The sequence below is a fragment of the Bacteroides mediterraneensis genome (assembly GCF_900128455.1).
Lineage (GTDB): Bacteria > Bacteroidota > Bacteroidia > Bacteroidales > Bacteroidaceae > Phocaeicola > Phocaeicola mediterraneensis.
Window position 1 is genome coordinate 1,573,623 of the sequence record NZ_LT635783.1, and the last position, 24,899, is coordinate 1,598,521.

General features: G+C 51.9%; 23 protein-coding genes and 1 pseudogene. 23 read left to right on the top strand and 1 reads right to left on the bottom strand.

From position 1 onward, the window contains the following. Nucleotides 1-125 precede the first annotated feature (125 nt). The gene (gene ltrA, locus BQ7480_RS06240; RefSeq protein ID WP_072542168.1) at nucleotides 126-1,793 is read left to right on the top strand and encodes a group II intron reverse transcriptase/maturase; all 1,668 of its coding nucleotides are present in this window, start codon (nucleotides 126-128) and stop codon (nucleotides 1,791-1,793) included. A 106-nt stretch (nucleotides 1,794-1,899) separates the two neighbouring features. After that, a pseudogene (locus BQ7480_RS06245) lies at nucleotides 1,900-3,021 on the top strand (DNA methylase); the annotation flags it as partial. 54 nt (nucleotides 3,022-3,075) lie between these two features. Here the strand turns inward: BQ7480_RS06245 and BQ7480_RS06250 are convergent. Next, nucleotides 3,076-3,981 carry a helix-turn-helix domain-containing protein gene (locus tag BQ7480_RS06250; RefSeq protein ID WP_072542170.1) on the bottom strand — a complete coding sequence of 302 codons (906 nt, stop codon included), beginning with the start codon at nucleotides 3,979-3,981 and terminating at the stop codon, nucleotides 3,076-3,078. 274 nt (nucleotides 3,982-4,255) lie between these two features. Between BQ7480_RS06250 and BQ7480_RS06255 the strand changes: the two genes are divergently transcribed. From BQ7480_RS06255 to BQ7480_RS06355, 21 genes are all read left to right on the top strand, one after another. Continuing rightward, nucleotides 4,256-5,194, top strand: coding sequence for an alpha/beta hydrolase (locus BQ7480_RS06255; protein ID WP_235816646.1), 939 nt, complete (start codon nucleotides 4,256-4,258; stop codon nucleotides 5,192-5,194). Between the two features lie 263 nt (nucleotides 5,195-5,457). After that, nucleotides 5,458-6,306 carry an aldo/keto reductase gene (locus tag BQ7480_RS06260; RefSeq protein ID WP_072542172.1) on the top strand — a complete coding sequence of 283 codons (849 nt, stop codon included), beginning with the start codon at nucleotides 5,458-5,460 and terminating at the stop codon, nucleotides 6,304-6,306. A 10-nt stretch (nucleotides 6,307-6,316) separates the two neighbouring features. Next, on the top strand, nucleotides 6,317-6,928 hold the full coding sequence (locus BQ7480_RS06265) for a flavodoxin family protein (protein WP_072543930.1): 612 nt from the start codon (nucleotides 6,317-6,319) through the stop codon (nucleotides 6,926-6,928). Nucleotides 6,929-6,935: 7 nt separating this feature from the next. Then, nucleotides 6,936-8,114, top strand: a complete 1,179-nt coding sequence (locus tag BQ7480_RS06270) for an alpha/beta hydrolase (protein WP_072542173.1) — start codon at nucleotides 6,936-6,938, stop codon at nucleotides 8,112-8,114. Between the two features lie 2 nt (nucleotides 8,115-8,116). Continuing rightward, the gene (locus BQ7480_RS06275; RefSeq protein ID WP_072542174.1) at nucleotides 8,117-9,061 is read left to right on the top strand and encodes an EFR1 family ferrodoxin; all 945 of its coding nucleotides are present in this window, start codon (nucleotides 8,117-8,119) and stop codon (nucleotides 9,059-9,061) included. 23 nt (nucleotides 9,062-9,084) lie between these two features. Further along, nucleotides 9,085-10,032, top strand: coding sequence for an aldo/keto reductase (locus BQ7480_RS06280; protein WP_083581877.1), 948 nt, complete (start codon nucleotides 9,085-9,087; stop codon nucleotides 10,030-10,032). A 16-nt stretch (nucleotides 10,033-10,048) separates the two neighbouring features. Continuing rightward, nucleotides 10,049-10,888, top strand: coding sequence for an aldo/keto reductase (locus BQ7480_RS06285; RefSeq protein ID WP_072542175.1), 840 nt, complete (start codon nucleotides 10,049-10,051; stop codon nucleotides 10,886-10,888). 14 nt (nucleotides 10,889-10,902) lie between these two features. Next, complete coding sequence (locus BQ7480_RS06290) at nucleotides 10,903-11,907, top strand: aldo/keto reductase (protein WP_072542176.1); 1,005 nt, start codon at nucleotides 10,903-10,905, stop codon at nucleotides 11,905-11,907. 1 nt (nucleotide 11,908) lies between these two features. Next, the gene (locus BQ7480_RS06295; RefSeq protein ID WP_072542177.1) at nucleotides 11,909-12,895 is read left to right on the top strand and encodes a hypothetical protein; all 987 of its coding nucleotides are present in this window, start codon (nucleotides 11,909-11,911) and stop codon (nucleotides 12,893-12,895) included. 15 nt (nucleotides 12,896-12,910) lie between these two features. Further along, the gene (locus BQ7480_RS06300) at nucleotides 12,911-13,912 is read left to right on the top strand and encodes an aldo/keto reductase (protein WP_072542178.1); all 1,002 of its coding nucleotides are present in this window, start codon (nucleotides 12,911-12,913) and stop codon (nucleotides 13,910-13,912) included. Nucleotides 13,913-13,914: 2 nt separating this feature from the next. Next, on the top strand, nucleotides 13,915-15,012 hold the full coding sequence (locus tag BQ7480_RS06305; RefSeq protein WP_072542179.1) for an alpha/beta hydrolase: 1,098 nt from the start codon (nucleotides 13,915-13,917) through the stop codon (nucleotides 15,010-15,012). Nucleotides 15,013-15,265: 253 nt separating this feature from the next. Next, the gene (locus BQ7480_RS06310; protein ID WP_072542180.1) at nucleotides 15,266-16,330 is read left to right on the top strand and encodes a carboxymuconolactone decarboxylase family protein; all 1,065 of its coding nucleotides are present in this window, start codon (nucleotides 15,266-15,268) and stop codon (nucleotides 16,328-16,330) included. 12 nt (nucleotides 16,331-16,342) lie between these two features. Continuing rightward, nucleotides 16,343-17,017: a flavodoxin gene (locus BQ7480_RS06315; protein WP_072542181.1), complete on the top strand. Its 675-nt coding sequence runs from the start codon at nucleotides 16,343-16,345 to the stop codon at nucleotides 17,015-17,017. Nucleotides 17,018-17,039: 22 nt separating this feature from the next. Then, nucleotides 17,040-17,576, top strand: coding sequence for a flavodoxin (locus BQ7480_RS06320; protein ID WP_072542182.1), 537 nt, complete (start codon nucleotides 17,040-17,042; stop codon nucleotides 17,574-17,576). Nucleotides 17,577-17,591: 15 nt separating this feature from the next. Continuing rightward, on the top strand, nucleotides 17,592-18,257 hold the full coding sequence (locus tag BQ7480_RS06325; protein WP_072542183.1) for a flavodoxin: 666 nt from the start codon (nucleotides 17,592-17,594) through the stop codon (nucleotides 18,255-18,257). Next, nucleotides 18,254-19,273 carry an alpha/beta hydrolase gene (locus BQ7480_RS06330; protein WP_161946430.1) on the top strand — a complete coding sequence of 340 codons (1,020 nt, stop codon included), beginning with the start codon at nucleotides 18,254-18,256 and terminating at the stop codon, nucleotides 19,271-19,273. The genes BQ7480_RS06325 and BQ7480_RS06330 overlap by 4 nt, the downstream gene beginning before the upstream one ends. Before the next feature lie 17 nt (nucleotides 19,274-19,290). After that, the gene (locus tag BQ7480_RS06335) at nucleotides 19,291-20,445 is read left to right on the top strand and encodes an iron-containing alcohol dehydrogenase (protein WP_072543932.1); all 1,155 of its coding nucleotides are present in this window, start codon (nucleotides 19,291-19,293) and stop codon (nucleotides 20,443-20,445) included. A 22-nt stretch (nucleotides 20,446-20,467) separates the two neighbouring features. Continuing rightward, on the top strand, nucleotides 20,468-21,568 hold the full coding sequence (locus BQ7480_RS06340; RefSeq protein WP_072542185.1) for an alpha/beta hydrolase: 1,101 nt from the start codon (nucleotides 20,468-20,470) through the stop codon (nucleotides 21,566-21,568). Between the two features lie 200 nt (nucleotides 21,569-21,768). Further along, on the top strand, nucleotides 21,769-22,674 hold the full coding sequence (locus BQ7480_RS06345) for an AraC family transcriptional regulator (protein WP_072542186.1): 906 nt from the start codon (nucleotides 21,769-21,771) through the stop codon (nucleotides 22,672-22,674). A 7-nt stretch (nucleotides 22,675-22,681) separates the two neighbouring features. Continuing rightward, the gene (locus BQ7480_RS06350; RefSeq protein WP_072542187.1) at nucleotides 22,682-23,392 is read left to right on the top strand and encodes a dihydrofolate reductase family protein; all 711 of its coding nucleotides are present in this window, start codon (nucleotides 22,682-22,684) and stop codon (nucleotides 23,390-23,392) included. Between the two features lie 5 nt (nucleotides 23,393-23,397). Beyond that, nucleotides 23,398-24,897 carry a 4Fe-4S binding protein gene (locus BQ7480_RS06355; RefSeq protein WP_072542188.1) on the top strand — a complete coding sequence of 500 codons (1,500 nt, stop codon included), beginning with the start codon at nucleotides 23,398-23,400 and terminating at the stop codon, nucleotides 24,895-24,897. Nucleotides 24,898-24,899 lie beyond the last annotated feature (2 nt).

Here is a 24,899-nt window from a genome sequence, read left to right on the forward strand (position 1 = left end):
CGACATCATCCGACACGAAAGTGGGCAGACTTCTGTGACGACATTAGGTAGGCAATCAAACCGAATGTTGTCAAATGGTGATTCTTTACAATTAACTTTTAGAACTTTCAAAAGGAGGAAAGCAAATGAACGAAAACAAGACATCGTGTGCGCCTGCTGACAATCAGCAAACACTTTGGGACAGAATAGACTGGACTAAAGCGGAGTTGGCTGTCAGAAAGCTACAAGCACGAATTGTAAAGGCTCAGAAGGAAGGCAGATACAACAAGGTGAAAGCCTTGCAGTGGATGCTGACCCACTCTTTTTACGCAAAAGCCTTAGCCGTAAAGAGAGTTACTTCTAACGGAGGTGGCAACACCCCCGGAGTGGACATGGAAACATGGGAGAAACCCGAAGCAAAAACACAAGCAATAAGCGAACTCAAACGCAGAGGCTACCAGCCGAAGCCATTGAGAAGAGTCCACATCAAAAAGAGTAATGGCAAACTGCGACCGTTGGGAATACCGACAATGAAAGACAGAGCCATGCAAGCACTCTACCTTATGGCATTAGAACCAGTGTCGGAAACAACAGCCGACTCACGTTCATACGGTTTCCGCAAGGAACGCCGCTGTATGGACGCGGTAATGCAATGCCATAACATTCTCCGAAAAGGCTATTCTCCCGAATGGATTCTGGAGGGTGACATAAAGGGGTGCTTCGACCATATCAGCCATGAATGGCTGCTTGCCAACATCCCTATGGACAAGGCAATACTCCGAAAATGGTTGAAATGCGGCTATATCTTCAACAAACAGATGTTCCCGACAGAGGAGGGAACGCCACAAGGTGGCATTATCTCTCCCACGCTTGCCAATATGACATTGGACGGATTGCAGAAAGTCCTTGCAGAGAAATATAAACGAGTTAGAATCAAAGGTAAGTTATATTCGCCAATGGTGAATCTTGTCCGTTACGCTGATGACTTTATAATTACCTGCGAGAACCGTGAAACACTTGAAAAGGAAATCAAGCCATTGGTAGCCGACTTTATGTCTGAAAGAGGTCTGACCTTATCAGAAGAAAAGACGGTGATAACCAATATCCGTGACGGTTTCGATTTTCTCGGTTTCAACATCCGCAAATTCGGTAATGAAATATTGACCAAGCCGACCAAGAAAGCCGAAAAACGCTTTATGGAGAATATCCGTAAGGTGACAAAAGGTCATAAGGGTTGCAAGCAGGAATCATTAATCAGGATGTTGAATGCTAAAATTCGAGGATGGGGAGCATATTATCAGCATGGGGCGACACGTGATTCTTTTCACAGAATCGACCATCAGATATTTCTCGCCTTGTGGCAATGGGCTAAACGCCGTCATTCCAAGAAAGGGAAACAGTGGATAAAAGACCGCTATTGGCACAATATCCGAGGGAACAGCTGGACTTTTGCGGCTAAGTTCAAGAAATCAAACGGCAAAGAAGACCAACTTACCTTGTTGAAACTGGCATCTTCGTTTCCTTTTCTGCAATATACGCAGATAAAGGGGGACATGAATCCGTTTGACGCAGACTGCCGCCTGTACTTCAATAAAAGAATGAAGTCAAAGATGCTTGTGACGCTGAAAGGACGTAAATCCCTGCTTTACCTATGGGAAAAGCAAGGTCGGAAATGTCCGATATGTGGTGAACCGATTGACACGCATAAGGCATGGAATGTAATGCCGACCGTACAAGACGGACGGAAATGCAATCTGTTGGTTCATGATGAATGTTTCAAATTATCCCGTAAAAACAATGGAAACAAGAAGTAGGATGAGCCGGTCTCTGCACACGAACAGAGACTTTGAAAAGCTTGAGCCGTATGAGGGGAAACCCTCACGTACGGTTCTGAGGGGGGAAGAGGGCAGTAATGCCTTTGACCTACCCGATCGCCCGTCCGACCTCGCCCAAAGGGATGGACGGGCGGTCAGGAAAGGCAACGAGATTGCCAAGCTGTATGCGGACAACAAGGTGGACGTCATTATCTATGCGGTGGAGAAGTCGCTGGACAGCTACAAGTTCAACCTGCTGCATTGCAAGCAGACGTTCATCTCGCAGTTGAAAAGCGGCGCGTTGGGCGCACGAACCATCGACGAGGGGGCGATGGACGAGAAGTCGGGCATGAACTTTTCGGAGTACATGGCGATACTTTCCGGCAACACGGATTTGCTGGACAAGGCGAAACTCGAAAAGAAAATCGCCTCGCTGGAGGGCGAGCGCAAGTCGTTCCACAAGGGCAAGCGGGATTCGGAGTTGAAATTGGAGAGCAAGACCTCGGCGCTTAGGAACAACCAAGCGGTCATTGCCGGCATGACGGAGGACTGGGAGAAGTTCACCGCCGCCGTACAGACTGACAAGGAGGGCAACCGGCTCAATCCCATCAAGATTGACGGGCTGGACACCACCGACGAGAAGACCATCGGCAAGCGGTTGCAGGAGATAGCCAAGAACGCCACGACAGGCGGTCAGCCCAAGCGCATCGGCGAGCTGTACGGCTTCCCCGTCAAGGTGGTGAGCGAGCGGACACTCAGCGAGGGGCTGGAGTTCACCGACAACCGCTTTTTCGTGGAAGGGAACTACAGGTACACCTACAACAACGGGCATCTGGCTATGGCGGATACCCATGCCGCCGCCGTGAACTTCCTGAACGCGCTGGAGAAGATACCCTCCGTCATTGACCAGTACAAGGCGAAAAACGAGACGCTGGAACGCGAGATACCGCAGTTGCAGGAGATAGCGGGCAAGACGTGGAAGAAGGAGGACGAGCTGAAACAGTTGAAGTCCGAACTTGCCGCTCTCGACCGGAAGATACAGTTGGAACTGGCTCCCAAACATGAGGAAACGCCCGATAAAGGGCAGGTACAAGGTGGCGGTCAGGACTTGCCGAAGCCGGAGAACGTGCCGAAGCCGGACGATGCAGCCCATGACTACATCCGTGACCATATTATAATAGGCAGGCCGGGCATAAAACACAAGGAAATCCGTGGAATGAAAATGTGAATAAAGCCGATGATAGTTAGTGTTCTATCATCGGCTTTATTCACATTTTGCTTTTTATATGACCCTTTCTTGTTCTCGATACTCATTCGGTGTACACCCTACCACCTTCTTAAACATCCGGCTCAAATGATGCGGATACTGAAATCCGACTTCATAGGCAATTTCACTCACGGTTTTGCTCGTGCTTGCCAGCAAATCCTTGACACGGTTGATGACGGTGAGGTGGATATATTCAATGGCTGATTTGCCCGTTTCTTTCTTGATGAGGTCACCGAAATAGTTGGCTGAGAAGTGGAGCTGGTCGGCACACCACGCTACGGTTGGCAGACCTATTAGTTCGGGTTTGTTCGAGTCGAAATAACCGGTCATCAAATCCTCGAAACGGGTAAGAACATCGCGGTTGATAACCTCACGTGTGGCAAACTGACGGTCGTAGAAACGGAGGCAATGGTTGAGCAGGACTTCGATGTTTGAAGTGATAATACTGCGGCTGTGTTTGTCGATGCTGTGGTGAAGCTCTTCCTGTATTTCGATGAAACAGTTGAAGATGGTCTGGCGTTCACGCTCGGACATGTGCAGGGCTTCGTTCACTTCGTAGGAGAAGAAGGTGTATTCCTTCATCTTGCGGGCAAGGCTTGTACCGCGCAACAAATCAGGATGGAACAACAGAGCAAAGCCTTCGGGATTGGGTGTCTCACCGCCGTCATCAATGCCTGCCACCTGTCCGGGGGCTACAAATACCAGCGTACCTTCCTGATAGTCATACTGGCTACGTCCGTAAGTCAGTTTCCCATGTATCTTTTCCTTCAAGTAAATGCCGTAGAAGCCATAACATTTCTTTTTATGTTTTAATACTTTGACTTCCCGGAAGTCGATAAATGTCACCAAAGGATTGAGCGTTTCAATGCCCAAAAACTCATTATAATCATGGATAGTGCTGATATTTATGATGTCACTCATGCCTTATTTCCTCCATTATTTTGGTATGATGCCACAAAATTAGTTTTTTTCATGGTCTTTCGGTCATGCCGGAAGCTAAATCTGTAAAATAGGTGCAAGATTCTGTTATATGTGTTATCCGGCTGATTGTAGGAGAGTTGCATCGACTGGCTTCCGTTGATATTGGTGCTTCATTCTGTAATCTGTGTATGGACATAGAACCGTCTTCGTACTACCTTTGCACCATAACGAATTAGAGGACAAAATGAAAATGACTATCAATATCTGTTTGCTTATGACAGTTTTATCTTTCAGCAGTTGCAACGAGAGTACAACTTCGCCTTATGTGACTTCGCAAGAAGAGAACGATTCGGTTCCTGCAACAATGGAACACCTGACTACCCGCAGTACCATCGCTGATGTTTTGGTTCATCCGGCATTCGACGGGTTCAGCCGATACATTCTTCCTTTGGAATGGGGTTATGATGCCGATATGCCGCTCGCTGATGTGGCGCAGCTACTCCCTTATCATAATTATATTGACGCGGAGCGGTGCGTGGGTTACATCAACCAGATGATAGATTCCGTGGCGGCGGGGCGCAGGATTTATTATGACTTAGGACGCAAGGATGCCGGACTGTTCTTTTTCCGTGGACGGCCTGGTGCGCCGTTTGCGGTCGTCTGTCCCGGCGGAGGATTTTCGTATGTCGGCTCCATCCACGAGGGCTTTCCCCATGCCTTAGCGTTGAGCCGGATGGGGTACAATGCGTTTGTCATCCAATACCAGACAGGCAGTGCACAGACGGCTTGCGAGGATTTAGCGGCGGGCATCGAATACATCTTCCGCCACGCCACGAAATTGCAGGTCGATACAGCGGGCTATTCCGTGTGGGGCAGTTCGGCCGGGGCACGTATGGCTGCATACATCGGTTCATACGGAACGGCGGCTTTCGGTGCGGCACAGCTTCCCCGTCCGCGCACGGTGGTGATGGCTTATACGGGGCATAGCGAATATACCCGGCAAGACCCGCCGACCTATTCAGTAGTCGGTTCGAATGACGGCATTGCCAATCCGAACACGATGCGCCGCCGCACGGAAGCCTTGCAAGCCATCGGCATTCCGGCAGAGTTCCACCTCTATCCGAATCTCCGGCACGGCTTCGGGCTGGGCATCGGAACGAGTGCCGAGGGATGGATTGACGGGGCTGTCCGTTTTTGGGAAGACAACCGATGAAAGATGAATCCGGACTTCATCCTACATCAGTCCGTACCTCATCCTACATCAAGTCCGGGGTGATGTACCATCAGTTCCGGACTCATCTTTATTAACATTTGTCCTCATTATCTCCGACAACGCCAATCCGTCAGGATAAGTACCATCCGAGATATTTCCGGGGCTTCGGTGAAATAGGTGCTTCAATCTGTAATCTGTGTATGGACGGAGAAACTCTGCCAATGTAACTTTGCATCAGAAATCAAACTTAATACATTAACGATATGGATACAGTAAAATTGAGAAACGGCGTCGAGATGCCGATTTTGGGTTATGGAGTTTATCAGGTGTCACCGTCGGAATGCGAGCGGTGCGTAAGGGATGCGATTAGCGTGGGCTATCGTCTGATTGATACGGCACAGGCATACGGCAACGAACAGAACGTGGGCAATGCCGTCAAGAATTGCGGCGTATCGCGCGAAGAATTGTTCATTGTGACGAAAGTATGGATTTCCAACGCCGGATACGAGCGGGCAAAGGCCAGCATTGATGAATCACTCCGTAAATTGCAAACCGACTACATCGACCTGCTGCTGATTCACCAGCCATTCAACGACTACTATGGCACGTGGCGGGCGATGGAAGAAGCGTACAAGGCGGGAAAACTCCGAGCCATCGGCGTATCGAACTTCTACCCCGACCGATTCATTGACCTTGCGGAGTTCAGTGAAATACCGCCGATGGTCAATCAGGTGGAAACGCACGTGTTCAACCAGCAGATAGAAGCGCAGAAGATAATGGAGCAATACGGCACGCACATTATGGCGTGGGGACCGTTTGCCGAGGGGCGCAACAACTTCTTCGACAACGAAACGCTGATAACCATCGGTGCGAAATACAATAAGAGTGCGGCACAGACCGCCCTTCGTTACCTCATCCAGCGCGGCGTGATTGTCATCCCGAAGTCCGTCCGCAAGGAACGTATGGAGCAGAACTTCGACGTATTCGACTTTACATTAAGCGACGGGGATATGCTGCGCATTCGCCAGTTGGATTTAGGCCACAGCCTGTTCTTCTCGCACTACGACCCGCAGACGGTGAAATGGCTTTGCGATTATGGAAAGAGCAAATAAAGGCAGACAACTGAAAGTGCTGTTGGTAAACGGAAGTCCGCATCGCAACGGGAATACGTTTACCGCACTTTCAGAAGTGGCGAAAGCTTTGGACGAGGAAGGCATTGCGTCCGAAATCCTTTCTATTGGCAACCGCCCCGTGCAAGGCTGTATCGGCTGCTACAAGTGCAAGGAGAAAGGCATCTGCGTGTTCCGTGATGAAGCATACCTGACCTTGCGTGAGAAGCTGGCGGAGGCAGACGGCATCATCATCGGTTCGCCTGTTTATTTCGGAGGACCTGCGGGAAGCCTTTGCGCCTTGCTCGACCGCCTGTTCTATTCCAGCGGACAACTGGCGCAATACAAACCTGCGGCTTCCGTAGTGGTCTGTCGGCGTGGAGGGGCTACCGCTACGTTTGATAGGTTGAACAAATACTTCACCATTCTCAATATGCCCGTCGTGCCGTCGCAATACTGGAACTGTGTACACGGACGCAATCCAGACGAAGCCTTGCAGGATGCAGAAGGACTCCAGACGATGCGCACGTTGGCGCACAATATGGCGTGGATGCTGCGTAACTTGCGGAACAGCGACACTCCGGTAGAAACAGAAAAACGAATACATACCAATTTTATCCGATAAACAGCGTATGAAAAAAATATTCCAGACACTCTGTCTGTTGCTTGCCGCGACGATTGCAACGGCTTGCGACAATACGGAAGAAAACGGATGGCTGCCGGAAATAACGGTAGAAACTATTGTTACGACCGACATTACCGCCACCTCCGCCATATCCGGCGGGCGCATCTCCGGCAATACGGAAAGCATCACTGCTTTCGGTATCTGCTGGGGCACTTCCACTGAACCGACCATCAACGATTCGCATATCAACGCTGACGGCTCGCCCGAAACATTCGCCGTTTATATGATGGGGCTTACGCCGGGCACAACCTACTATGTCCGAGCTTTTGCTACCCTTGCGTCTGGCACAGTGTATGGCACGGCACGCCACTTCACCACCGCAAATGAAGATGGCGAAGAAGGAAGCGAGGACGAAATACAATTACAGACCTACTTGTGGCCGGAAGGCAATATGCCGACCGAAACCAACTACACCGTAAACAACGGCAACTATCAGGATGGCCCTGATTTCCGTCCCAATATGGTGTGGTATCCTGTGCCGGACGGCGTGGAGGTAAAAGGAGCCGTGATGGTATGTCCCGGCGGTGCGTTTATGTTCCGTAGCCCCAACGAAGGTGCGCCCGTGGCGGAGCGGCTGGCGGAATTGGGCTGGCAAAGCTTTGTGGTGAACTACCGTGTCCGTCCCTATACGATGGAGGAAGGCAGTCTGGACTTGGCACGTGCCATCCGCTATGTCCGTAGCCACGCCGCTGATTATGGCATTTCCCCCGACCATATCGCATCGGTAGGCTTCTCTGCTGGTGGCATCCTCTGTGGCGACGAGGCATTGCATTTCGACGGGCTGGTAAACGGTACGGTATTGGATGACAACTATGTTCCCGATGCGCTCGATGAGGTGTCGGCGGACGTATGTGCCATCGGTATGATTTACTCGTTCTATGGACGGTTGAGCGTATCAAATAACAACGTGGACGACCTGCGTGCAGGGAATATTCCCCCGACATTCTACACCTACGGTACGGAGGACCCCTTCTACCGCCAGTTCATTGCCAACGCCAACGCTGCCCGTGAAGCTGGGGTGCAGGTAGAAGAACACATACTGGACGGTTGGCCGCACGGCTTTGGCGTACAGGGAGAATGGACTACGTGGTTTGACAGTTTCCTGACACAGATAATGTTGCATTGATTATGAAAACAAATAAAGACAACCCCAAAGGCATCTCCCGTCGTGATGCACTAAAACGGATGGGAATATTTGTGGCGGGAGCAGCCGCATTGAGTATGCCCACGGTATTGACTTCTTGCGATATGAAAAAGAAGAAACGCATCGTCCTTTACTTCACCGCCACGGGCAACAGCCTCTACATTGCTCGGCAACTGGCAGACGAAGATACCGAACTGCTCAGCATTCCGCAGATGGTAAAGCAAGGTCATCGCGATTTTGAGGCGGACGAGATAGGCATCGTTTATCCCATCTACGGACACATGCCACCCAATATGGTGCGGAACTTCATCAAGCAGGCACGCATCAAGGCAAGCTACAAGTTTGCCGTCCTCACCTACGGGATGCTTGACTTCAACGCCGCCGAACTATGGGACGGTATATCACAGCAGGCAGGCACAAAATTCGACTACATCAACACCCTTGTGATGGTGGATAATTGGCTGCCCAACTTTGATATGGCAGAACAAATGAAGATAGACAAGCACATCCCCGAACAGATAGAGAAGGTAAAGGCGGACTTGAGCCAACAGAAGCATTGGGTAAAGCCCGCTACCAATGACGACCGTCGCAACCACGACGGCTTTATGTTCTTCTCTCGTCTCGACCCCGAAGTGGGCTTCCTGAAACGCAGCGAGAAGTATTTCCAAGTGACGGATGCCTGCATCGGTTGTGCCGTATGTACCGAAGTCTGTCCGCGCGGCAACTACAAACTGACCTCTACGGGCGTAAAGACCGAGGACGACTGTGACTTCTGTTTCGCCTGCATCCACAACTGTCCGCAGAAAGCCATCCAATTTCAATCACTACCCGACGACCCGTTGCTGGCACGTGGCGAGGTGAATCCCAACGCCCGCTACCGCAATGAACACGTGTCGTTGTGGAGCATCAAAGAAAGTAACAGACAATGAAAACGACTATAATCAAATTAAAAATGAATACACTCAAAAAAGTTTTGCTGTCCGCATTGCTTATCTGCGGTAGCGTATGCGTCCTGAACGCACAAGAGAAAACTACCACGGCAGGCGTGCCCGTAGTGAAACTGAACAATGGTGTAGATATGCCTCGTTTCGGATTGGGAACATTCCTGCAAGGTTCCAATGAAATCTGTAAGCAATCATGTCTTACCGCATTGAAGGCAGGCTACCGCCATATAGATACGGCACACGCTTACCAAGACGAGGAAGGCGTTGGTCAGGCTGTCAAGGAAAGCGGTATTCCACGTGAGGAAATCTGGATAACAAGCAAGCTCTGGCCTACGGAGTACGGCGAGGGCAAGACGATGAAAGCCATTGACGCGATGCTGGAACGGATGCAGTTGGATTACATTGACCTGCTCTACGTCCACCAGCCCGTTGGTGACTTCGTAGGAGCATGGAAGGATATGGAAAAGGCTGTAAAAATGGGTAAGGTGCGTGCACTCGGCATCAGTAATTTCGACGCCAACGATGAAGTATGGAACGCTATTATGGACAGTGCCACCATCAAGCCCCAAGTGCTCCAGATAGAGTGCCACCCTTATGCACAGCGATTGGAGATGCGCAAGAAGGCCGCCAAGGAAGGCATACAGATGGAATGCTGGTTCCCGCTGGGCGGCGCGATGAGTAACGGTGCGCTGCTGAAAGACCCCGTGATAAAGAAGATAGCCGAAGCCCACGGTAAGAGCCCGGCACAGGTCATCTTGCGCTGGCACATCCAGGAGGGTTTCTCCGTCATCCCCGGTGCGTCGAATCCCGACTACATCAAGGAGAACATCCAAATCTTCGACTTCGCCCTGACCGACGAGGAGATGCGGCAGATGCGTTCGCTCAACAAGGAGCAACGTTTCTTCAACGCTACGCTGGAGGACGTGGAGCGCATGGTGTGGGGAGCAAAACTCTAACAAAAAGAATCTATTTATGGAATATGTAAAACTGAACAATGGGGTGGAAATGCCCCTTTTAGGTTACGGTGTTTTCCAGATACCGCAGGCTGAATGTGAGCGCTGTGTGTCGCAGGCTCTCGAAGCAGGTTACCGCTCCATTGACACAGCGCAGGTTTATGGTAACGAGGCCGGTGTGGGAACAGCTGTACGGAAAAGCGGCATACCGCGCACAGAGCTATTTCTCACTACCAAGATATGGATTTCGAATGCCGGATATGAGAAAGCCGCCGCATCCATCGATGAATCGCTCCGCAAATTGCAGACTGACTATGTGGACTTGTTGCTCATTCATCAGGCGTATGGTGATTATTACGGCACGTACCGGGCCATGGAAGAGGCTCTGAAGGCTGGCAAGACACGTGCTATAGGGGTTTCCAACTTCCAGACCGGACGCTTCGTAGACCTCGCCTTGCACGCCGGAGTGAAGCCAGCAATCAACCAACTTCAGTGCAATGTGCTGAGTCAGCAGAACGGCATACGTCCTATTCTGGACGAGTTCTGCACAACACTAATGGCGTGGGGCCCCTTGGGAGGTCCAGATGCACCGGAAATATTGTCAAGCCATGTCTTGGTGCAGATAGGGCAGCGCCACGGCAAAACCGCCGGACAGGTCGCCTTGCGCTGGCTCACGCAGCAGGGCATAGTGGCTATCCCCAAAAGCACACACCGCGAGCGCATGGAACAGAATCTCGACATTTTCGGCTTCCGCCTCTCCGACAACGATATGGAAGCCATCTCCACCCTTAACCGGCATGATGCAGGAACGGTGGATTTCAATGACCCCGGTTACATCAAATTCGCATTGTCTTTGTAAAAATTCTATAGATTATGGAATATAGAACGTTAGGAACGGACGGCCTTCGCGTTTCAGCCATAGGATTAGGCTGCATGGGCATGAGCCATACCTATGGCGCGACCGCCGACAAAAAGGAAATGACGGAACTACTAGCACAGGCAGTGGATGTGGGCTACACTTTCTTCGACACAGCTGCCAGCTACGGCACTCAGGCTGACCCGCATGACAACGAGCATCTCGTAGGACAGGCGTTAAAACCCTACCGTGACAAAATAGTGCTTACCACCAAGTTCGGCATCACTATGGACCGCTCTGTACCTTGGCCATGGCCGGTTTTGGCAGATTCTTCACCCAAGGCTATCCGCCGTGAAGTGGAAGGTTCGTTACGCCGGTTACAGACAGATTATATCGACCTCTATTGGCAGCACCGCATCGACCCGCACGTGGCGCCGGAAACCGTGGCAGAAACCATGGCGGAACTTATCCGGGAAGGGAAGATACTCCATTGGGGCATCTCCGAGGCTGGTGAAGACTACCTGCGGCGGGTTCACAAGGTCTGCCCCGTCACCGCCGTGCAGAACCGTTATTCGATAATGGCACGATGGCACGAGGCACTGTTCCCCACGCTCGAAGAGCTGGGCATTGGCTTCGTCGCCTTCTCACCCCTTGCCAACGGCGTACTGAGCGAGTGTTACAACGCACAAACGAAGTTCGACCCCAAGACCGACTTTCGCAGCACTATGCCCCAGTTTTCGGCAGAGAGCTTCGAGAAGAACCGTCCGCTGTTCGCCCTCCTCAACCACCTCGCAGACACGCACCGTGCCACGCCTGCGCAGGTTTCCCTTGCATGGATGCTCTGCAAAAAGCCGTGGATAGTTCCCATTCCCGGCACACGAAAGCTTGCCCGCCTGAAAGAGAATGCTGGAGCGGCAGACATCGTGTTTACGCAGGAAGAAGTACAGGCTATTGATGAAGTGCTGGACAGAATGGAGATGAGCGATGTGTTTGGAGGATTAGACGTAAAAAAAGAGGCTTGATATGAAAGAAAGAATCATCCGTTTCTTCAAGATATGGACGCTTCCGCTTGGTATGTTCGCTGGTGTCGGCATTTACCTGATGTTTCATTACATCCCGTGGCTCAGTCCGTTGAAAGTACTGGCGAAAGGAGCGAATGATTACATTTTGCCGACAATGGTGTTTATCCAACTGTTCACAACTTTCTGTAAGGTTAACCCTCGTGAAATGCGCATCAAACGGTGGCACATGATTATGCTTGCTATACAGTTAACGTGCTGCATGGCGGTGGCACTGCCCATACACTTTTTCCCTGACTTCTCATACAATGTGGTGGTACAGGGTGCTTTGGTATGTTTGATTGTTCCCACTGGAACAGCGGCGGCAGTTATCGCCGGACGGCTGGGCGGTAATGAAACTACGCTGACCACCTACACCATTCTCAGTAATCTGGTAGCGGCGGTGATGATTCCGGCGGTGTTCCCGCTGGTGGAGATGCAGTCGGCAGGTTCATTCGGGCAACAATTCATGCTTATCCTGCGGCGTGTGTTTCCGCTGCTGCTCACCCCGTTCTTAGCGGCATGGGCATTGAGGGAGTTTGCCCCCAAGCTGCACGTGCTTGTAGTGAAATGGTGTGGAAGTCTGGCGTTCTATTTGTGGGGCATATCACTCGTCATTGCTATCGGACTGACACTGCGCTCGGTGGTGAACAGCCACTTCGATCCGCACGTAATGTGGCTGCTGGCTTTGTCGGCAATGGTGGCGTGCGCCTGGCAGTTCGGCATCGGGAAGCTGGTGGGTAAACGTTGCCACGACTACATCAGTTGCGGACAGGGTTTCGGACAGAAGAACACGATACTTGCCATTTGGGTATCCTACACCTATCTGACCCCTGTCATATCCGTGGCACCCAGTTGCTACATCCTCTGGCAGAACGTGGTGAACTCGTGGCAGCTGTGGAAGAAAGGAAAACGGGATGCGACATTATCCAATAATAACCAACAAAACTAAATAAATCATCCGTTTATGAACTATAGAAATTTGGGAACCCGCGGCTTGCGTGTGTCTGCCGTCGGACTGGGTTGCATGGGCATGAGCCATGCTTACGGTGCGCCTGCCGACAGACACGAAATGACGGAAATGCTGGCAAAAGCTGTGGATATGGGCTATACATTCTTCGACACGGCAGAGGTGTATGGCACGGCGGAACGTCCGCACGACAATGAAGAACTACTGGGCGATGCCCTGAAGCCTTACCGAGACCGGATTGTCATCGCTACGAAATTCGGGCTGCGTTTCGACATGGATAGCGGGCGCGTACCGTATCCGTTACTGCCTGACTCGCGCCCTAAAACCATAAGGAAATCTGTAGAAAGTTCACTCCGGCGTTTGCAGACCGATTATATCGACCTTTATTATCAGCACCGCCCCGACCCGAATGTACCGGTGGAAGAGGTAGCTGAAGTGGTGAAAGACTTGATAAAGGAAGGCAAGGTGCTCTATTGGGGCTTGTCGGAAGCGTCGGAGGAAGATATACGCCGTGCAAATGCTGTTTGTCCGCTTACCGCCGTGCAGAACCGCTATTCGATGATGGCTCGTTGGCATGAGGCGTTGTTTCCTACATTGGAGGAATTGGGCATCGGACTTGTGGCTTTTTCGCCGCTTGCCAACGGGCTGTTGTCCGATTGCTATAATGCCGCCTCGCATTTCGATGCAGGCACGGATTACCGGGCAGGAATGCCGCAATTCCAGCCTGACAGTTACGACAAGAATCGTGACCTGTTGGAATTTATTCGCCGCATCGCCGCAGAAAAGAATGCTACACCCGCACAAATCTCTCTTGCGTGGATGCTCTGCAAGAAACCGTGGATAGTGCCTATTCCCGGCACACGCAAGGTCTACCGCCTTCAAGAGAATGCAGGGGCGGCAGACGTTATCCTGAGCGGTGAAGAAGTGAAACAGATAGACTGGATATTGGCGATGACACCAATATCTGACGTATTCGGAGGAACAAAAATCAAAGCATAGAAATGAAACGATTCAATTACTTTATTCTGTCCGCTTTGCTTGCCTTGTGTGCAGGCTGTGGCGGATACTCATCCCAAACTCAAGAGGGGATGGCAAACGACAGTATCCTTGCTATCCGTGAGCAAGGTAGTTTCTTAATTGGGGGAACGGTAAAAAACGCACAAGGCACTTATGACACAAATCAGCCTCTGAAACCTGACGGACAGACATTGCACGGCGACCACGCCTATGTGTCTTACCAGATTCCGGCAGATGCCCGCAAGAATCCGCTCGTATTCCTGCACGGGGCCGGGCAGTCAGCCAAGACATGGGAAAGCACGCCCGACGGACGCGAGGGCTTTTCTACAATTTTCTTGCGCCGGGGATTCTGTACCTACTTGATAGACCAGCCTCGCCGAGGGCGTGCCGGACGCAGCACGATAGACGAAACCATCAAAGCCACGCCCGATGACCAGTTCTGGTTTGAGAATTTCCGCATGGGTGTGTGGCCGGATTATTATGACGGCAGCCAGTTTCCGCAATCGGCGGAAGTATTGGAACAGTTCTTCCGCCAAATCACTCCGAATACAGGAGCATACGATGAACAGCTTATAGCCATCGATGTGGCAGCCCTTATGGACAAGATTGGAGGCGGTATCCTCGTCACCCATTCGCAAGGTGGAGGACCAGGCTGGCATACTGCCATCAAGAGCGACAAGGTACGTGCCATCGTTTCCTACGAGCCGGGCAGTGGCTTCGTCTTTCCCGAAGGCGAAACACCTGCCCCCTTGCAGACCATCAGCCCGTTTGGGGCATTGAGTGCGACATCCATTACCTTGGCTGATTTCGAGAAGCTGACCCGTTTCCCGATTATCATCTACTACGGCGACTACATTCCCGATGAGCCGAGCGACAATTGGGCAATGGATAGTTGGCGTGTCCGCCTGAAAATGGCACGTCTGTTTGCCGATTGCATTAATCGCCACGGTGGCGATGTCACGGTGGTACACCTGCCGGACGAGGGCATCAAAGGCAACTCGCACTTCTTGTTTGCAGAAAAGAACAATGTGCAGCTTGCCGACTTATTGTCCGCTTGGTTGAAAGAGAAAAGTCTTGACTAACTACTCTTCTTAGTCTCATAACATATAAACGTAGAGCATCTTCGGAATGAGAATTTCGAGGATGCTTTTTTTTGAGCATATACGGCGTATGAGACCGCCTCATACGCCGTTAGAGATACCCTTATACACCGTATGAGCTATGCTCGAAATACATTCGTTGATATTGGTGCTTCCTTCTGTAATCTGTGTATGGACGGGCGATGGCTTACGGCGTAACTTTGCACATAGAATAATAATTAAAACAGAATGATTTATGAAGACAGCTATCTTATCCCTGACACTTCTTTTGCTTGCCCTCTGCCAGACGGCACAGGCACAGCAAACGGACACGCTGGACATGCGCCAGCAGAACATCGTACTCATCGCTTCGGCCACGGCGCGGGGAGACTTGAATAATCTGAAAACATCCCTTTCCCGTGGATTGGACAATGGGATGACGGTAAATGAAATCAAGGAAGTATTGGTACACGCCTACGCCTATTGCGGATTTCCCCGCAGCCTGCGTGCCCTGCAAACCTTTATGGAAGTATTGGACAGCCGCAAGGCACAAGGCATTACCGATACCGTAGGCCGCGAGGCATCAGCCATAACTGACAAACGGGACAAGTACACCCGTGGAGCGGAATTGCTTGAAAAGTTGAGTGGAGCACCAGCTGATGCGCCCAAGACAGGCTATGCCGCCTTTGCCCCCATCATTGAACAATACCTGAAGGAACACCTGTTCTGCGACATCTTCGAACGTGACCTGCTTACGTGGCAGGAGCGCGAACTGGCTACCGTGTCCATCCTTACCGCAATGGGCGAGGGAGTAGAACCGATGTTGAAGTCACATTCCGCCATCTGCCTGCGTCAAGGCATTACCGAGGGGCAGCTTAGGCAAATGACAACCTTAGTGAATGGGCTGGACGATGACGACCCGTTCGCACGCGGTACGCTGATGCCAGATAATCCGAATTTTACGGGCAAGGCCTGGCTGCAAGGCTATGTCGCTCCGCAGGACGGTTTCGGCTGCACGGTATCAAACGTAACCTTCGCACCCGGATGCCGCAACAGTTGGCACAGTCACAAGGGAGGACAGCTCTTGCTCTGCACTTCCGGCAAAGGCTATTATCAGGAGAAAGGCAAACCCATCCAGCTGCTTCTGCCCGGCGATGTGGTGAAGATTGCCCCTGATGTCATCCATTGGCACGGAGCGGCTCCCGACAGCGAATTTACACATATAGCCATCGGCACACAGCTGGACAAAGGCGGCGTGACGTGGATGGAGCCGGTAACGGACGAGGAATACAATAGCTATAAGGAGAGTAATAACCGATAAATTATAGGAACGATGAAAAAGTATTTTGTTTACCTGTTGATGGCGCTTGCCGCCTTCACTTTCAACGCCTGCGAGGACGATGACCCCGTGACGGAAGAACCGGGAACAGAACAGCCCGGCACACCAGATGACCCGAATGACAACTCTGATGATTCAGACGAACCTGAAGACCCTAACGACCCGGACACACCTTCGGGAGACAGCAACATCCTTGTGGCCTATTTCAGTTGGGGAGGAACCACACAGCGGATGGCACAGCAGATTGTCGAACAAACCGGAGCTGACCTGTTTCGTATAGAGCCAGTCACGCCTTATCCCGAAGATTATACCGAATGCACCGAAGTGGCATTGGCAGAACGGGACAGCGATGCCCGTCCTGCCATAAGCAGCTCAATTGATGAAGAAGCGTGGGCGGCATACGACACTATCTTTATCGGTTGTCCCGTATGGTGGCACACCACACCCATGATAATCTGCACTTTCGCCGAGAGCTATGATTTCGCAGGAAAGACTGTAGTTCCGTTCTGCACCTATGCATCAACCTACCGTGACGAGACACTGGCACGCATCGCAGAACTGACTTCAGGAGCCGAGGCGCATCTGGACGGATTGGGATTGACCAGCGGAAGCCTGAGCAACGAATCGAATGTGGAAAATTGGCTTCGTGAGATTGGAATCATTGAATAATAATACTAAACAATAAGAACGAATGAAAACAAAGATTATCGCACTCATCGCCCTGCTCGTTATGGGCGGAATGAGCCTGTACGCACAGGACAACAAAATCTTAGTGGCTTATTTCAGTTGGAGCGGCAACACACAGTATGTAGCAGAACAGATTGCCAAGCAGACTGGCGGCACGCTCTTCCGCATCGAACCCGTCAAGCCTTACCCCACGGAATACACCCCTTGCACCGAGGTGGCAAAGAAAGAAAAGGAGGACAATGCCCGTCCCGCCATCAAAAACAAGGTGGAGAATTGGGACAGCTACGACACCATCTTTATCGGATGCCCCGTATGGTGGTGGACTGCCCCGATGATTATCAATACCTTCACTGAGAGCTACGATTTCAAGGGCAAGACGGTCATCCCGTTCTGTACGTATGGAGCCACCTATCGCGACGAGACCCTCGCCAAGATTGTGGAACTGACACCCGATGCCAAACACTTGAAAGGATTTGGGGCGGTGAGCCGCAATACGAAAGGGATTACGGAGTGGCTGAAAGAGATTAAGGTCATCAAATAATGAGAGGAGGAACAGATGAAACGGTATTTTATCCCTTTCGCCTTGCTTTGTGCAACGCTGACATTCGCCTCTTGTGGCGACAATGAAGATAACGATATTGATGTCCCTACCGAAGAGGTAGTACCCGGAACTAATCACAATGTGCTTGTTGCCTACTTCTCCGAGCCTTTGCCGGACGGTGTGGATGCCAGCACTTCCGCCAGCCGTGTGATTGTAAACGGCGACTTGTACGGCAGCGTGGAATACATGGCAACGGTCATTAGCGAAACCACCGGTGCTGACATTGTACGGATACAAACAGCAACACCCTATCCGGGCAATTTTGATGATTTGGCATCACAGGCCGATAACGAGCGGCAGAACGATATTCACCCCGCTCTTGCCACGGATATTGAGAACTTCGATGATTACGATGTCATCTTCGTGGGCTATCCCATCTGGTGGTATCAGATGCCGATGGCAATGTATTCGTTCTTCGATGAATACGACTTTACGGGCAAGACGCTCATTCCTTTCTCGTCACACGGCGGAAGCGGATGGAGCGGAACGGTGGATGACATTGCCGGAATGGAGCCAAACGCCACGATGGTGGACGGTTACAGCATCTCGCGTAATAGCGTGGAAGGTTCAGCAGACGGCATACGTGAATGGCTCGGACGGATAGGAATGTCGGAACAATGAAAACATCTCGTTTATATATGGTATGGCCGTTTCTTTTCGTAGCTTTCCTTGTCGGGTGTGGTACGGATGAAACCTTGCCGGAAACGGGCAATCCGTCCGTCCCGGACAACTCAGGCGCATCTTCGTCCGAAGTGGAACTTGTCAGCGAAACAAATCCCATTCCCAACGGATACGAACAGGAAGCGGAACAACGTGGCAGCATTGTCCGTATGGATTATGACACACGCGACTATGCGGAAGGCAGTGGTGCATCCCGGACAAACACGGCATACGTCTATCTACCTTATGGCTATGACGAACAGAAAAGGTACAACATTATGTACCTCGTACACGGGCATTACGGCACGGCTTCCACCTATTTCGAGACAGAGGACGGTATGCTCCGAAATCTGCTCGACCAGATGATTGCCCACGGTGACATCGCCCCGATGATTGTAGTCACGCCGACTTACAACTACGGCCAGCCCACAGCCAACTATACAGATGCCGATCCGTATTGCAGGGCTTTGCCGCAGGAACTGGTCAACGACTTGATTCCTGTGGTGGAAAGCCGATACCATACATACGCCGAGGCCACGGATGCGGAGGGCATCGAGGCATCCCGTGCACACCGTGCCATCGGCGGCTTCTCGATGGGTGCAGTCACCACTTGGTATGCCTTTGACGAGACACTCGATGCATTCAAATGGTTTATGCCCGTCAGCGGCGACTGCTGGTCGTTAGGCCGGTTTGCCGGAATGAACCGTCCCGATGAAACGGCGGCTTATCTTGCTGACAAGGTGCGACAATCCGCATACGCCGGCACTGGGTTCTATATTTGGGCGGCAAGCGGAACAAGTGATTCGGCATACAGCGAAACCTTGCTGCAAATCGAAGGGATGGCACGCTTGCCGGAGGTGTTCAACACGGACAATATGACTTTCCACGAAAAAAAAGGGGCACGGCACGAATACCGTCCGACAATGGAATACATCTACAATGCGCTTCCGTTCTTTTTCCCGAAAAATGATGAATGATAAAAAATAGAAAAAAGATGAACAATTTTACATATCAATATCCCGTCCGCCAACATTTTGGCAAGGGGTGCGCCGAGGGCGCGATAAAAGAAGAAATGAGACTTGTGGGCAAGAATGTGCTGTTAGCATACGGTGGCGGCTCGCTGAAACGCACGGGATTGTATGACAAGGTTGTGGATTGGCTGCACGAGTGCGGAAAGGATGTGGTGGACTTCGGCGGAATTATGCCCAATCCTACCTATGCCAAGGTGCAGGAGGGTGCACGGCTGGTGCGTGAAAACAGTATAGACTTCATCCTTGCCGTGGGCGGAGGTTCGGTCATCGACTGCTGTAAGATAGTTTCGGCACAAGCAAAGTTAGACGAGGACATCTGGGAGATGCAGTACACGAAGCATCGGTATCCCAACGAATTTGTACCGATGGGTGCTGTCGTTACGGCATCGGGAACAGGTGCGGAGCAGAACAACGGGGCGGTCATCACCCACACCGAAAAGAAGCTGAAACAGCCGCTGGTTGGGGCTTACCACAACTTCGCCGTCTTGGACAGCGACTTGACGAAAACCCTTCCGATGGGACAAGTCATCAGCGGCGCATTCGACACATTGAGCCACTGTATGGAAACCTATATGGGCAAGCCGCAGACGGACAACCTCTCTGATGAAATCAACGAGGCGGTGATGCGCAACGTCATCAAGAACCTCCGTACCCTGATAGCCGACCCGGACAACGACTTTGCCCGTGGCGAACTGATGTGGGACTCTGCCCTTGCCGAAAACAGCCTGCTGAAGTTGGGCAAGCAGACCGACTTCCAATGCCATATGCTGGAACATGCCGTGGGTGCTTACACCGACTGCAACCACGGTCGGGCATTGGCAGTCATCCATCCCTCGCTCTACCGTCACTTGCTGAATGAAGGCAAGGAGAAGCTGGCGCGTATGGCAGAACGGGTGTGGAATGTGAAAGGCGATATCGTAGAACAGACCGCCGCCCTTGGCATCGATGCGCTCGAAGCCTTCATTAAGGAAATAGGCCTACCTACCCGTTGGAGCGAGTTGGGCATTACAGACGAGAGCGTGCTTCGTGCTGCTACCGACACCTGCCTGCTGATGCCGGGATGTTGCAAGCAGTTCACACGGGATGAATTGTTTGAGGTGTTGAAAGAGTGTATGTAATCAACTGACAAAAAGAAACACAATGAATACTTTATTTAAGAATGTTTTGTGCAGTGCTGTCGCTTTGATGCTGGCAGGCACATCGGTCGCACAGACTAACCAAGCGTTTACTTCGGTGGACTTCTCCACCATTCAAAGCCCTAACTCCAATCCTTTCGGGTTGGTCTATCAAGGAGCCATTACCAAGAACGAACCGGGCAAGGTGAACATCCATCGCATTACCTACGACCTGAACGGCTTGACAATAGTCGCCAATGTCTATACGCCTGCCGGATATGACACAGCGAAAACCTATCCCGCCCTTGTCGTGGCGCATCCCAACGGAGGCTGCAAGGAGCAGGTGGCGGGTCTATACAGCCAACGAATGGCGGAGCAGGGTTACATCTGCCTTGCCTTTGACGCAGCCTATCAGGGCGGAAGCGAGGGAGAGCCGCGCAACGTGGACAAGCCTGCCAACCGCATTGAGGACATACACCGTGCCGCCGACATCCTGACGCAATATCCCGGAGTGGATGCCAACCGCATCGGCATCCTCGGCATCTGCGGCGGTGGCGGCTATACGTTGAAAGCCGCGCAGACGGACAAACGCTTCAAGGCGGTCGCTACGCTCAGTATGTTCAACTCCGGACTGGTGCGGCGCAATGGTTTCCTTGATTCGCAGATGGGCGATGTGCAGGAGCGTCTTGCCGATGCCTGTGCCGCCCGTCAGAAAGAAGCCAATGGCGAAGCACCGGAATATGTGGGTGATATGAGCGGCATTTCGCCGGAGCAGGCGAAGCAGCTCCCTTTTGACCTCTATCGTGACGGCTACAAGTATTACCTCCAAACGCACGCGCATCCCGGCTCCACTTTCCGCTATACCAAAAGCAGTCTGATGGACTTGATGGCGTTTGATGCCAGCGAAGGGATGTACCTCATCAACCAGCCGCTCCTGATGATGGCGGGCAGCAATGCCGATACGTTCTATATGACTGAACAATGTTTCAGCAAAGCCACGGGGACGGACAACAAGGAACTGTATCTCATCCCCGGTGCAAGACACATCCAGACGTATTGGGTGCCGGAGCACGTGGAAAAGGCGGTAGGCAAGCTGACAGAGTTCTTTGGAAAACATCTGGAATGAACTTATCTCATCCCGGACATGAGGTAGGCTCAGGTCGGACATGAGATACCCTCAAGTCCGAGGTGAGGTAGCCAAAGGCCTGACCTTTAGTAAAGCTCTCTTGCCGCTTTCGTCGAAATTGGTGCTTCAATCCGTAATCTGTGTATGGACGCGCCACGGCGGAAGCGGTATTTTTGTATCAAGACATAAAACAAATAGTAATGAACGATATACGGACATTTACCATAGACGAGTTTAACAAACAGATGCGGCAGCCGACGTTGCACCCGGAAGTGGCCGTCATCGACCCGGCACGCTTGGAGGACGACGGCACATTATGCTTTACGGGCAACTTCTACGCCATCCGCTTTGTCCAGACACGATGCGGCGAAGCGCGTTATGGCAGAAAGTGCGCCGATTTCCAATATGGCACGCTGGTATTTACGAAGCCGGGCGACATCGTGCGCGTCTGCCGGGAGGATGCCGTGGACGGAAGCATATCCGGTATTTTGTTCCACCCGGAGCTGTTCAGCACCAAAAGCCTTGTGTTCAAGAAAACCGACTATACGTTCTTCGATTACCGGGAGAACGAGTCTTTGCACCTTTCCTTGCAAGAGAAGCGCATCGTGCAAGACCGTCTGGAACATCTCCACGAGGAACTGCGGCGCGATATTGACCGCCACAGCCTACGCCTTGTATCTGCCGGGCTGGAACTGCTGTTGGACTACTGCGTTCGTTTCTATGAACGGCAATTTGCCTGCCGCACCGACATTGACGGGGAATATATGGAGAAGCTGGACAAAACGCTTTCCCAATATTTTTCATTATGCGAACAAAAGTCTGTGGAAGGCGGTATAAGTAAGGTAGAATCCGCTTTGTCCTCCCTTTCACCTGCGTACTTGAACGACTTTGTACGGGCAGAAACCGGGAAAACGCTTGCCGAATATATACGCATCAGAATGATGGAGTACATCAAAAAGCGTGTCCACAAGGAAGGCTGTCCGTTGGAACAGGTTGCCGGAGAGTTCGGCTTCTATCAGCCACGCCTGTTGGCTCTTTTATATCGGCAGGTATTCGGATGCCAACCTGAGCACTATCTATTGACCCCGGATTATAAATTAAATTGATAACGATATGTACCCACAAATTATTTGTCACGTAATGGGTTCCGTGGATGGTCGGCTGCTGACCGACCGCTGGACGGAACCATATAATGGGAAGAGCAAAGGCGAACTGATGGGCATCTATGCCGCCGTTGGCCGCCAGTTGAATACCGACGCTTGGATGTTCGGCAAGAACACGTTGTGTGAAGGCTATTTTCCAAAGAAATTTCATACGCAGGACACCACGCCGTTGGCTCATCCTGCACCGTTTATTGCCGAGCGCACTTCAACCCGTCTCTTTGTGGTAGCCGACCCGGATGCGGACATTCTCTATGAATCCGCTACCGTAAGGGGCGACAGCATCGTCTGCATCCTGCCTGAAACGGCTCCTGCGTTCTATTTGGAGTATCTTCAGAAGAAAGGAATCTCCTATCTGTTTGCCGGATCAAAAGGCGATGACCTCCGCACGGCGATGCATACATTGGCGGAGACCTTTGGCGTGGAATCACTCTCGCTGCAAGGCGGAGGCATCATAGACGGTGCGTTCCTGCAAGCCGGACTGATAGACGAGTTGAGCCTTGTCATATATCCGGGCATCGACGGTTCAGCAGGCTCCACATCCATCTTCCATTATATTGGCAAAGGAAATCCCTCGCAAGGGCAGTCGCTTGAACTGCTATCTGTGAAAGAGATGGAGGACGGGGTGGTTTGGTTACGATATAAATTCCATAAAAACAGTTGAGAAGTATGTTACGCAAAATCAGACTGACGCTCGCCGTCCTGTTCTTCACCGCCGTCACGCTGTTGTTCCTCGACTTCACGGGGACGCTGCACGCTTGGTTGGGCTGGACGGCCAAAATACAGTTCCTGCCTGCGCTCTTGGCGTTGAATGTGGGAGTTGTGGTGTTCCTCGTGCTGCTGACACTTGCCTTCGGACGGGTGTACTGCTCAATCATTTGTCCATTAGGCGTGATGCAGGACATCATCGCTTGGGTGGGCAAGAAACAGAAAAAGAACCGTTACGGCTATTCTCCCGCCAAATCGTGGTTGCGGTATAGTGTGCTGGCGGTCTTCATCATTGCGATGATAGCCGGGATTGGCTCATTAGTGGCATTGCTCGCGCCGTACAGTTCATACGGGCGGATAGCCGGCAACCTGTTCGCCCCGATATACGGCTGGGGGAACAACCTGCTCGCTTATTTTGCGGAGCGAGCCGACAGTTACGCCTTCTATGAAACGGAGGTGTGGCTGAAAAGCCTGCCGACCTTCTTTATCGCTTTGCTCTCCTTTATTATAATAGGAGTATTGGCGTGGCGGAACGGACGGACTTACTGCAATACTATCTGTCCGGTAGGTACGGTGCTGGGGTTCCTTGCCCGTTTCTCGTGGTTGAAGCCGGTGATTGACAAGGACAAATGCGTAAACTGCAAACTGTGTGCCCGGAATTGCAAGGCGGCTTGTATCGACATCGCCAACCATCGGATTGATTACAGCCGTTGCGTGGCTTGTATGGATTGCATCGGAAAATGCCATAAGGGAGCCATCAGCTACAAGCATCCGGCAAAGGAAGCCGCACAACCGAAAGCTGTTGAATCTAAAATTTCAGCAGAGCAAATCAACGATGCCCGCCGCTCGTTTCTGACCGCCACGGCTTTGGTTGCCACAACTGCCGCGTTAAAGGCACAGGAAAAGAAAGTGGACGGAGGCTTGGCGATTATCGAGAGCAAGAAAATCCCCGACCGCAAGACCCCGATAGTGCCACCGGGAGCATTGAGCGCACGCGACTTCGCCCGGCATTGCACCGCCTGCCAGCTCTGCGTGTCGGTATGCCCCAACGGGGTACTTCGCCCGTCCACCGACCTGACGAAGCTGATGCAGCCAGAAATGGGTTATGAGCGTGGCTACTGCCGACCGGAATGTACGAAGTGCAGCGAAGTCTGTCCTGCCGGAGCTATACGCCCGATAACCGCAGCGGAGAAATCCGCCACGCAGATAGGACACGCCGTATGGGTCAAGGAGAATTGTGTGCCGCTGACCGATGGCGTGGAGTGCGGCAACTGTGCCCGCCATTGCCCGGCGGGAGCCATACTGATGATACCCTCGGATGCCGCCAATCCCGATTCGCCCAAGATTCCGGCCATCAACGTGGAGCGTTGCGTCGGTTGCGGGGCTTGCGAGAATCTTTGTCCGGCACGCCCGTTCAGTGCGATTTACGTGGAAGGGCACGAGGTGCACAGGGAGATTTAAAA

Bases quoted from the DNA above. Each gene is read 5' to 3' on its own strand.
- ltrA (WP_072542168.1), top strand. From the start codon at position 126: ATGAACGAAAACAAGACATCGTGTGCGCCTGCTGACAATCAGCAAACA.
- BQ7480_RS06250 (WP_072542170.1), bottom strand. From the start codon at position 3,981: ATGAGTGACATCATAAATATCAGCACTATCCATGATTATAATGAGTTT.
- BQ7480_RS06255 (WP_235816646.1), top strand. From the start codon at position 4,256: ATGACAGTTTTATCTTTCAGCAGTTGCAACGAGAGTACAACTTCGCCT.
- BQ7480_RS06260 (WP_072542172.1), top strand. From the start codon at position 5,458: ATGGATACAGTAAAATTGAGAAACGGCGTCGAGATGCCGATTTTGGGT.
- BQ7480_RS06270 (WP_072542173.1), top strand. From the start codon at position 6,936: ATGAAAAAAATATTCCAGACACTCTGTCTGTTGCTTGCCGCGACGATT.
- BQ7480_RS06275 (WP_072542174.1), top strand. From the start codon at position 8,117: ATGAAAACAAATAAAGACAACCCCAAAGGCATCTCCCGTCGTGATGCA.
- BQ7480_RS06280 (WP_083581877.1), top strand. From the start codon at position 9,085: ATGAATACACTCAAAAAAGTTTTGCTGTCCGCATTGCTTATCTGCGGT.
- BQ7480_RS06285 (WP_072542175.1), top strand. From the start codon at position 10,049: ATGGAATATGTAAAACTGAACAATGGGGTGGAAATGCCCCTTTTAGGT.
- BQ7480_RS06290 (WP_072542176.1), top strand. From the start codon at position 10,903: ATGGAATATAGAACGTTAGGAACGGACGGCCTTCGCGTTTCAGCCATA.
- BQ7480_RS06295 (WP_072542177.1), top strand. From the start codon at position 11,909: ATGAAAGAAAGAATCATCCGTTTCTTCAAGATATGGACGCTTCCGCTT.
- BQ7480_RS06300 (WP_072542178.1), top strand. From the start codon at position 12,911: ATGAACTATAGAAATTTGGGAACCCGCGGCTTGCGTGTGTCTGCCGTC.
- BQ7480_RS06305 (WP_072542179.1), top strand. From the start codon at position 13,915: ATGAAACGATTCAATTACTTTATTCTGTCCGCTTTGCTTGCCTTGTGT.
- BQ7480_RS06310 (WP_072542180.1), top strand. From the start codon at position 15,266: ATGAAGACAGCTATCTTATCCCTGACACTTCTTTTGCTTGCCCTCTGC.
- BQ7480_RS06315 (WP_072542181.1), top strand. From the start codon at position 16,343: ATGAAAAAGTATTTTGTTTACCTGTTGATGGCGCTTGCCGCCTTCACT.
- BQ7480_RS06320 (WP_072542182.1), top strand. From the start codon at position 17,040: ATGAAAACAAAGATTATCGCACTCATCGCCCTGCTCGTTATGGGCGGA.
- BQ7480_RS06325 (WP_072542183.1), top strand. From the start codon at position 17,592: ATGAAACGGTATTTTATCCCTTTCGCCTTGCTTTGTGCAACGCTGACA.
- BQ7480_RS06330 (WP_161946430.1), top strand. From the start codon at position 18,254: ATGAAAACATCTCGTTTATATATGGTATGGCCGTTTCTTTTCGTAGCT.
- BQ7480_RS06335 (WP_072543932.1), top strand. From the start codon at position 19,291: ATGAACAATTTTACATATCAATATCCCGTCCGCCAACATTTTGGCAAG.
- BQ7480_RS06340 (WP_072542185.1), top strand. From the start codon at position 20,468: ATGAATACTTTATTTAAGAATGTTTTGTGCAGTGCTGTCGCTTTGATG.
- BQ7480_RS06345 (WP_072542186.1), top strand. From the start codon at position 21,769: ATGAACGATATACGGACATTTACCATAGACGAGTTTAACAAACAGATG.
- BQ7480_RS06350 (WP_072542187.1), top strand. From the start codon at position 22,682: ATGTACCCACAAATTATTTGTCACGTAATGGGTTCCGTGGATGGTCGG.
- BQ7480_RS06355 (WP_072542188.1), top strand. From the start codon at position 23,398: ATGTTACGCAAAATCAGACTGACGCTCGCCGTCCTGTTCTTCACCGCC.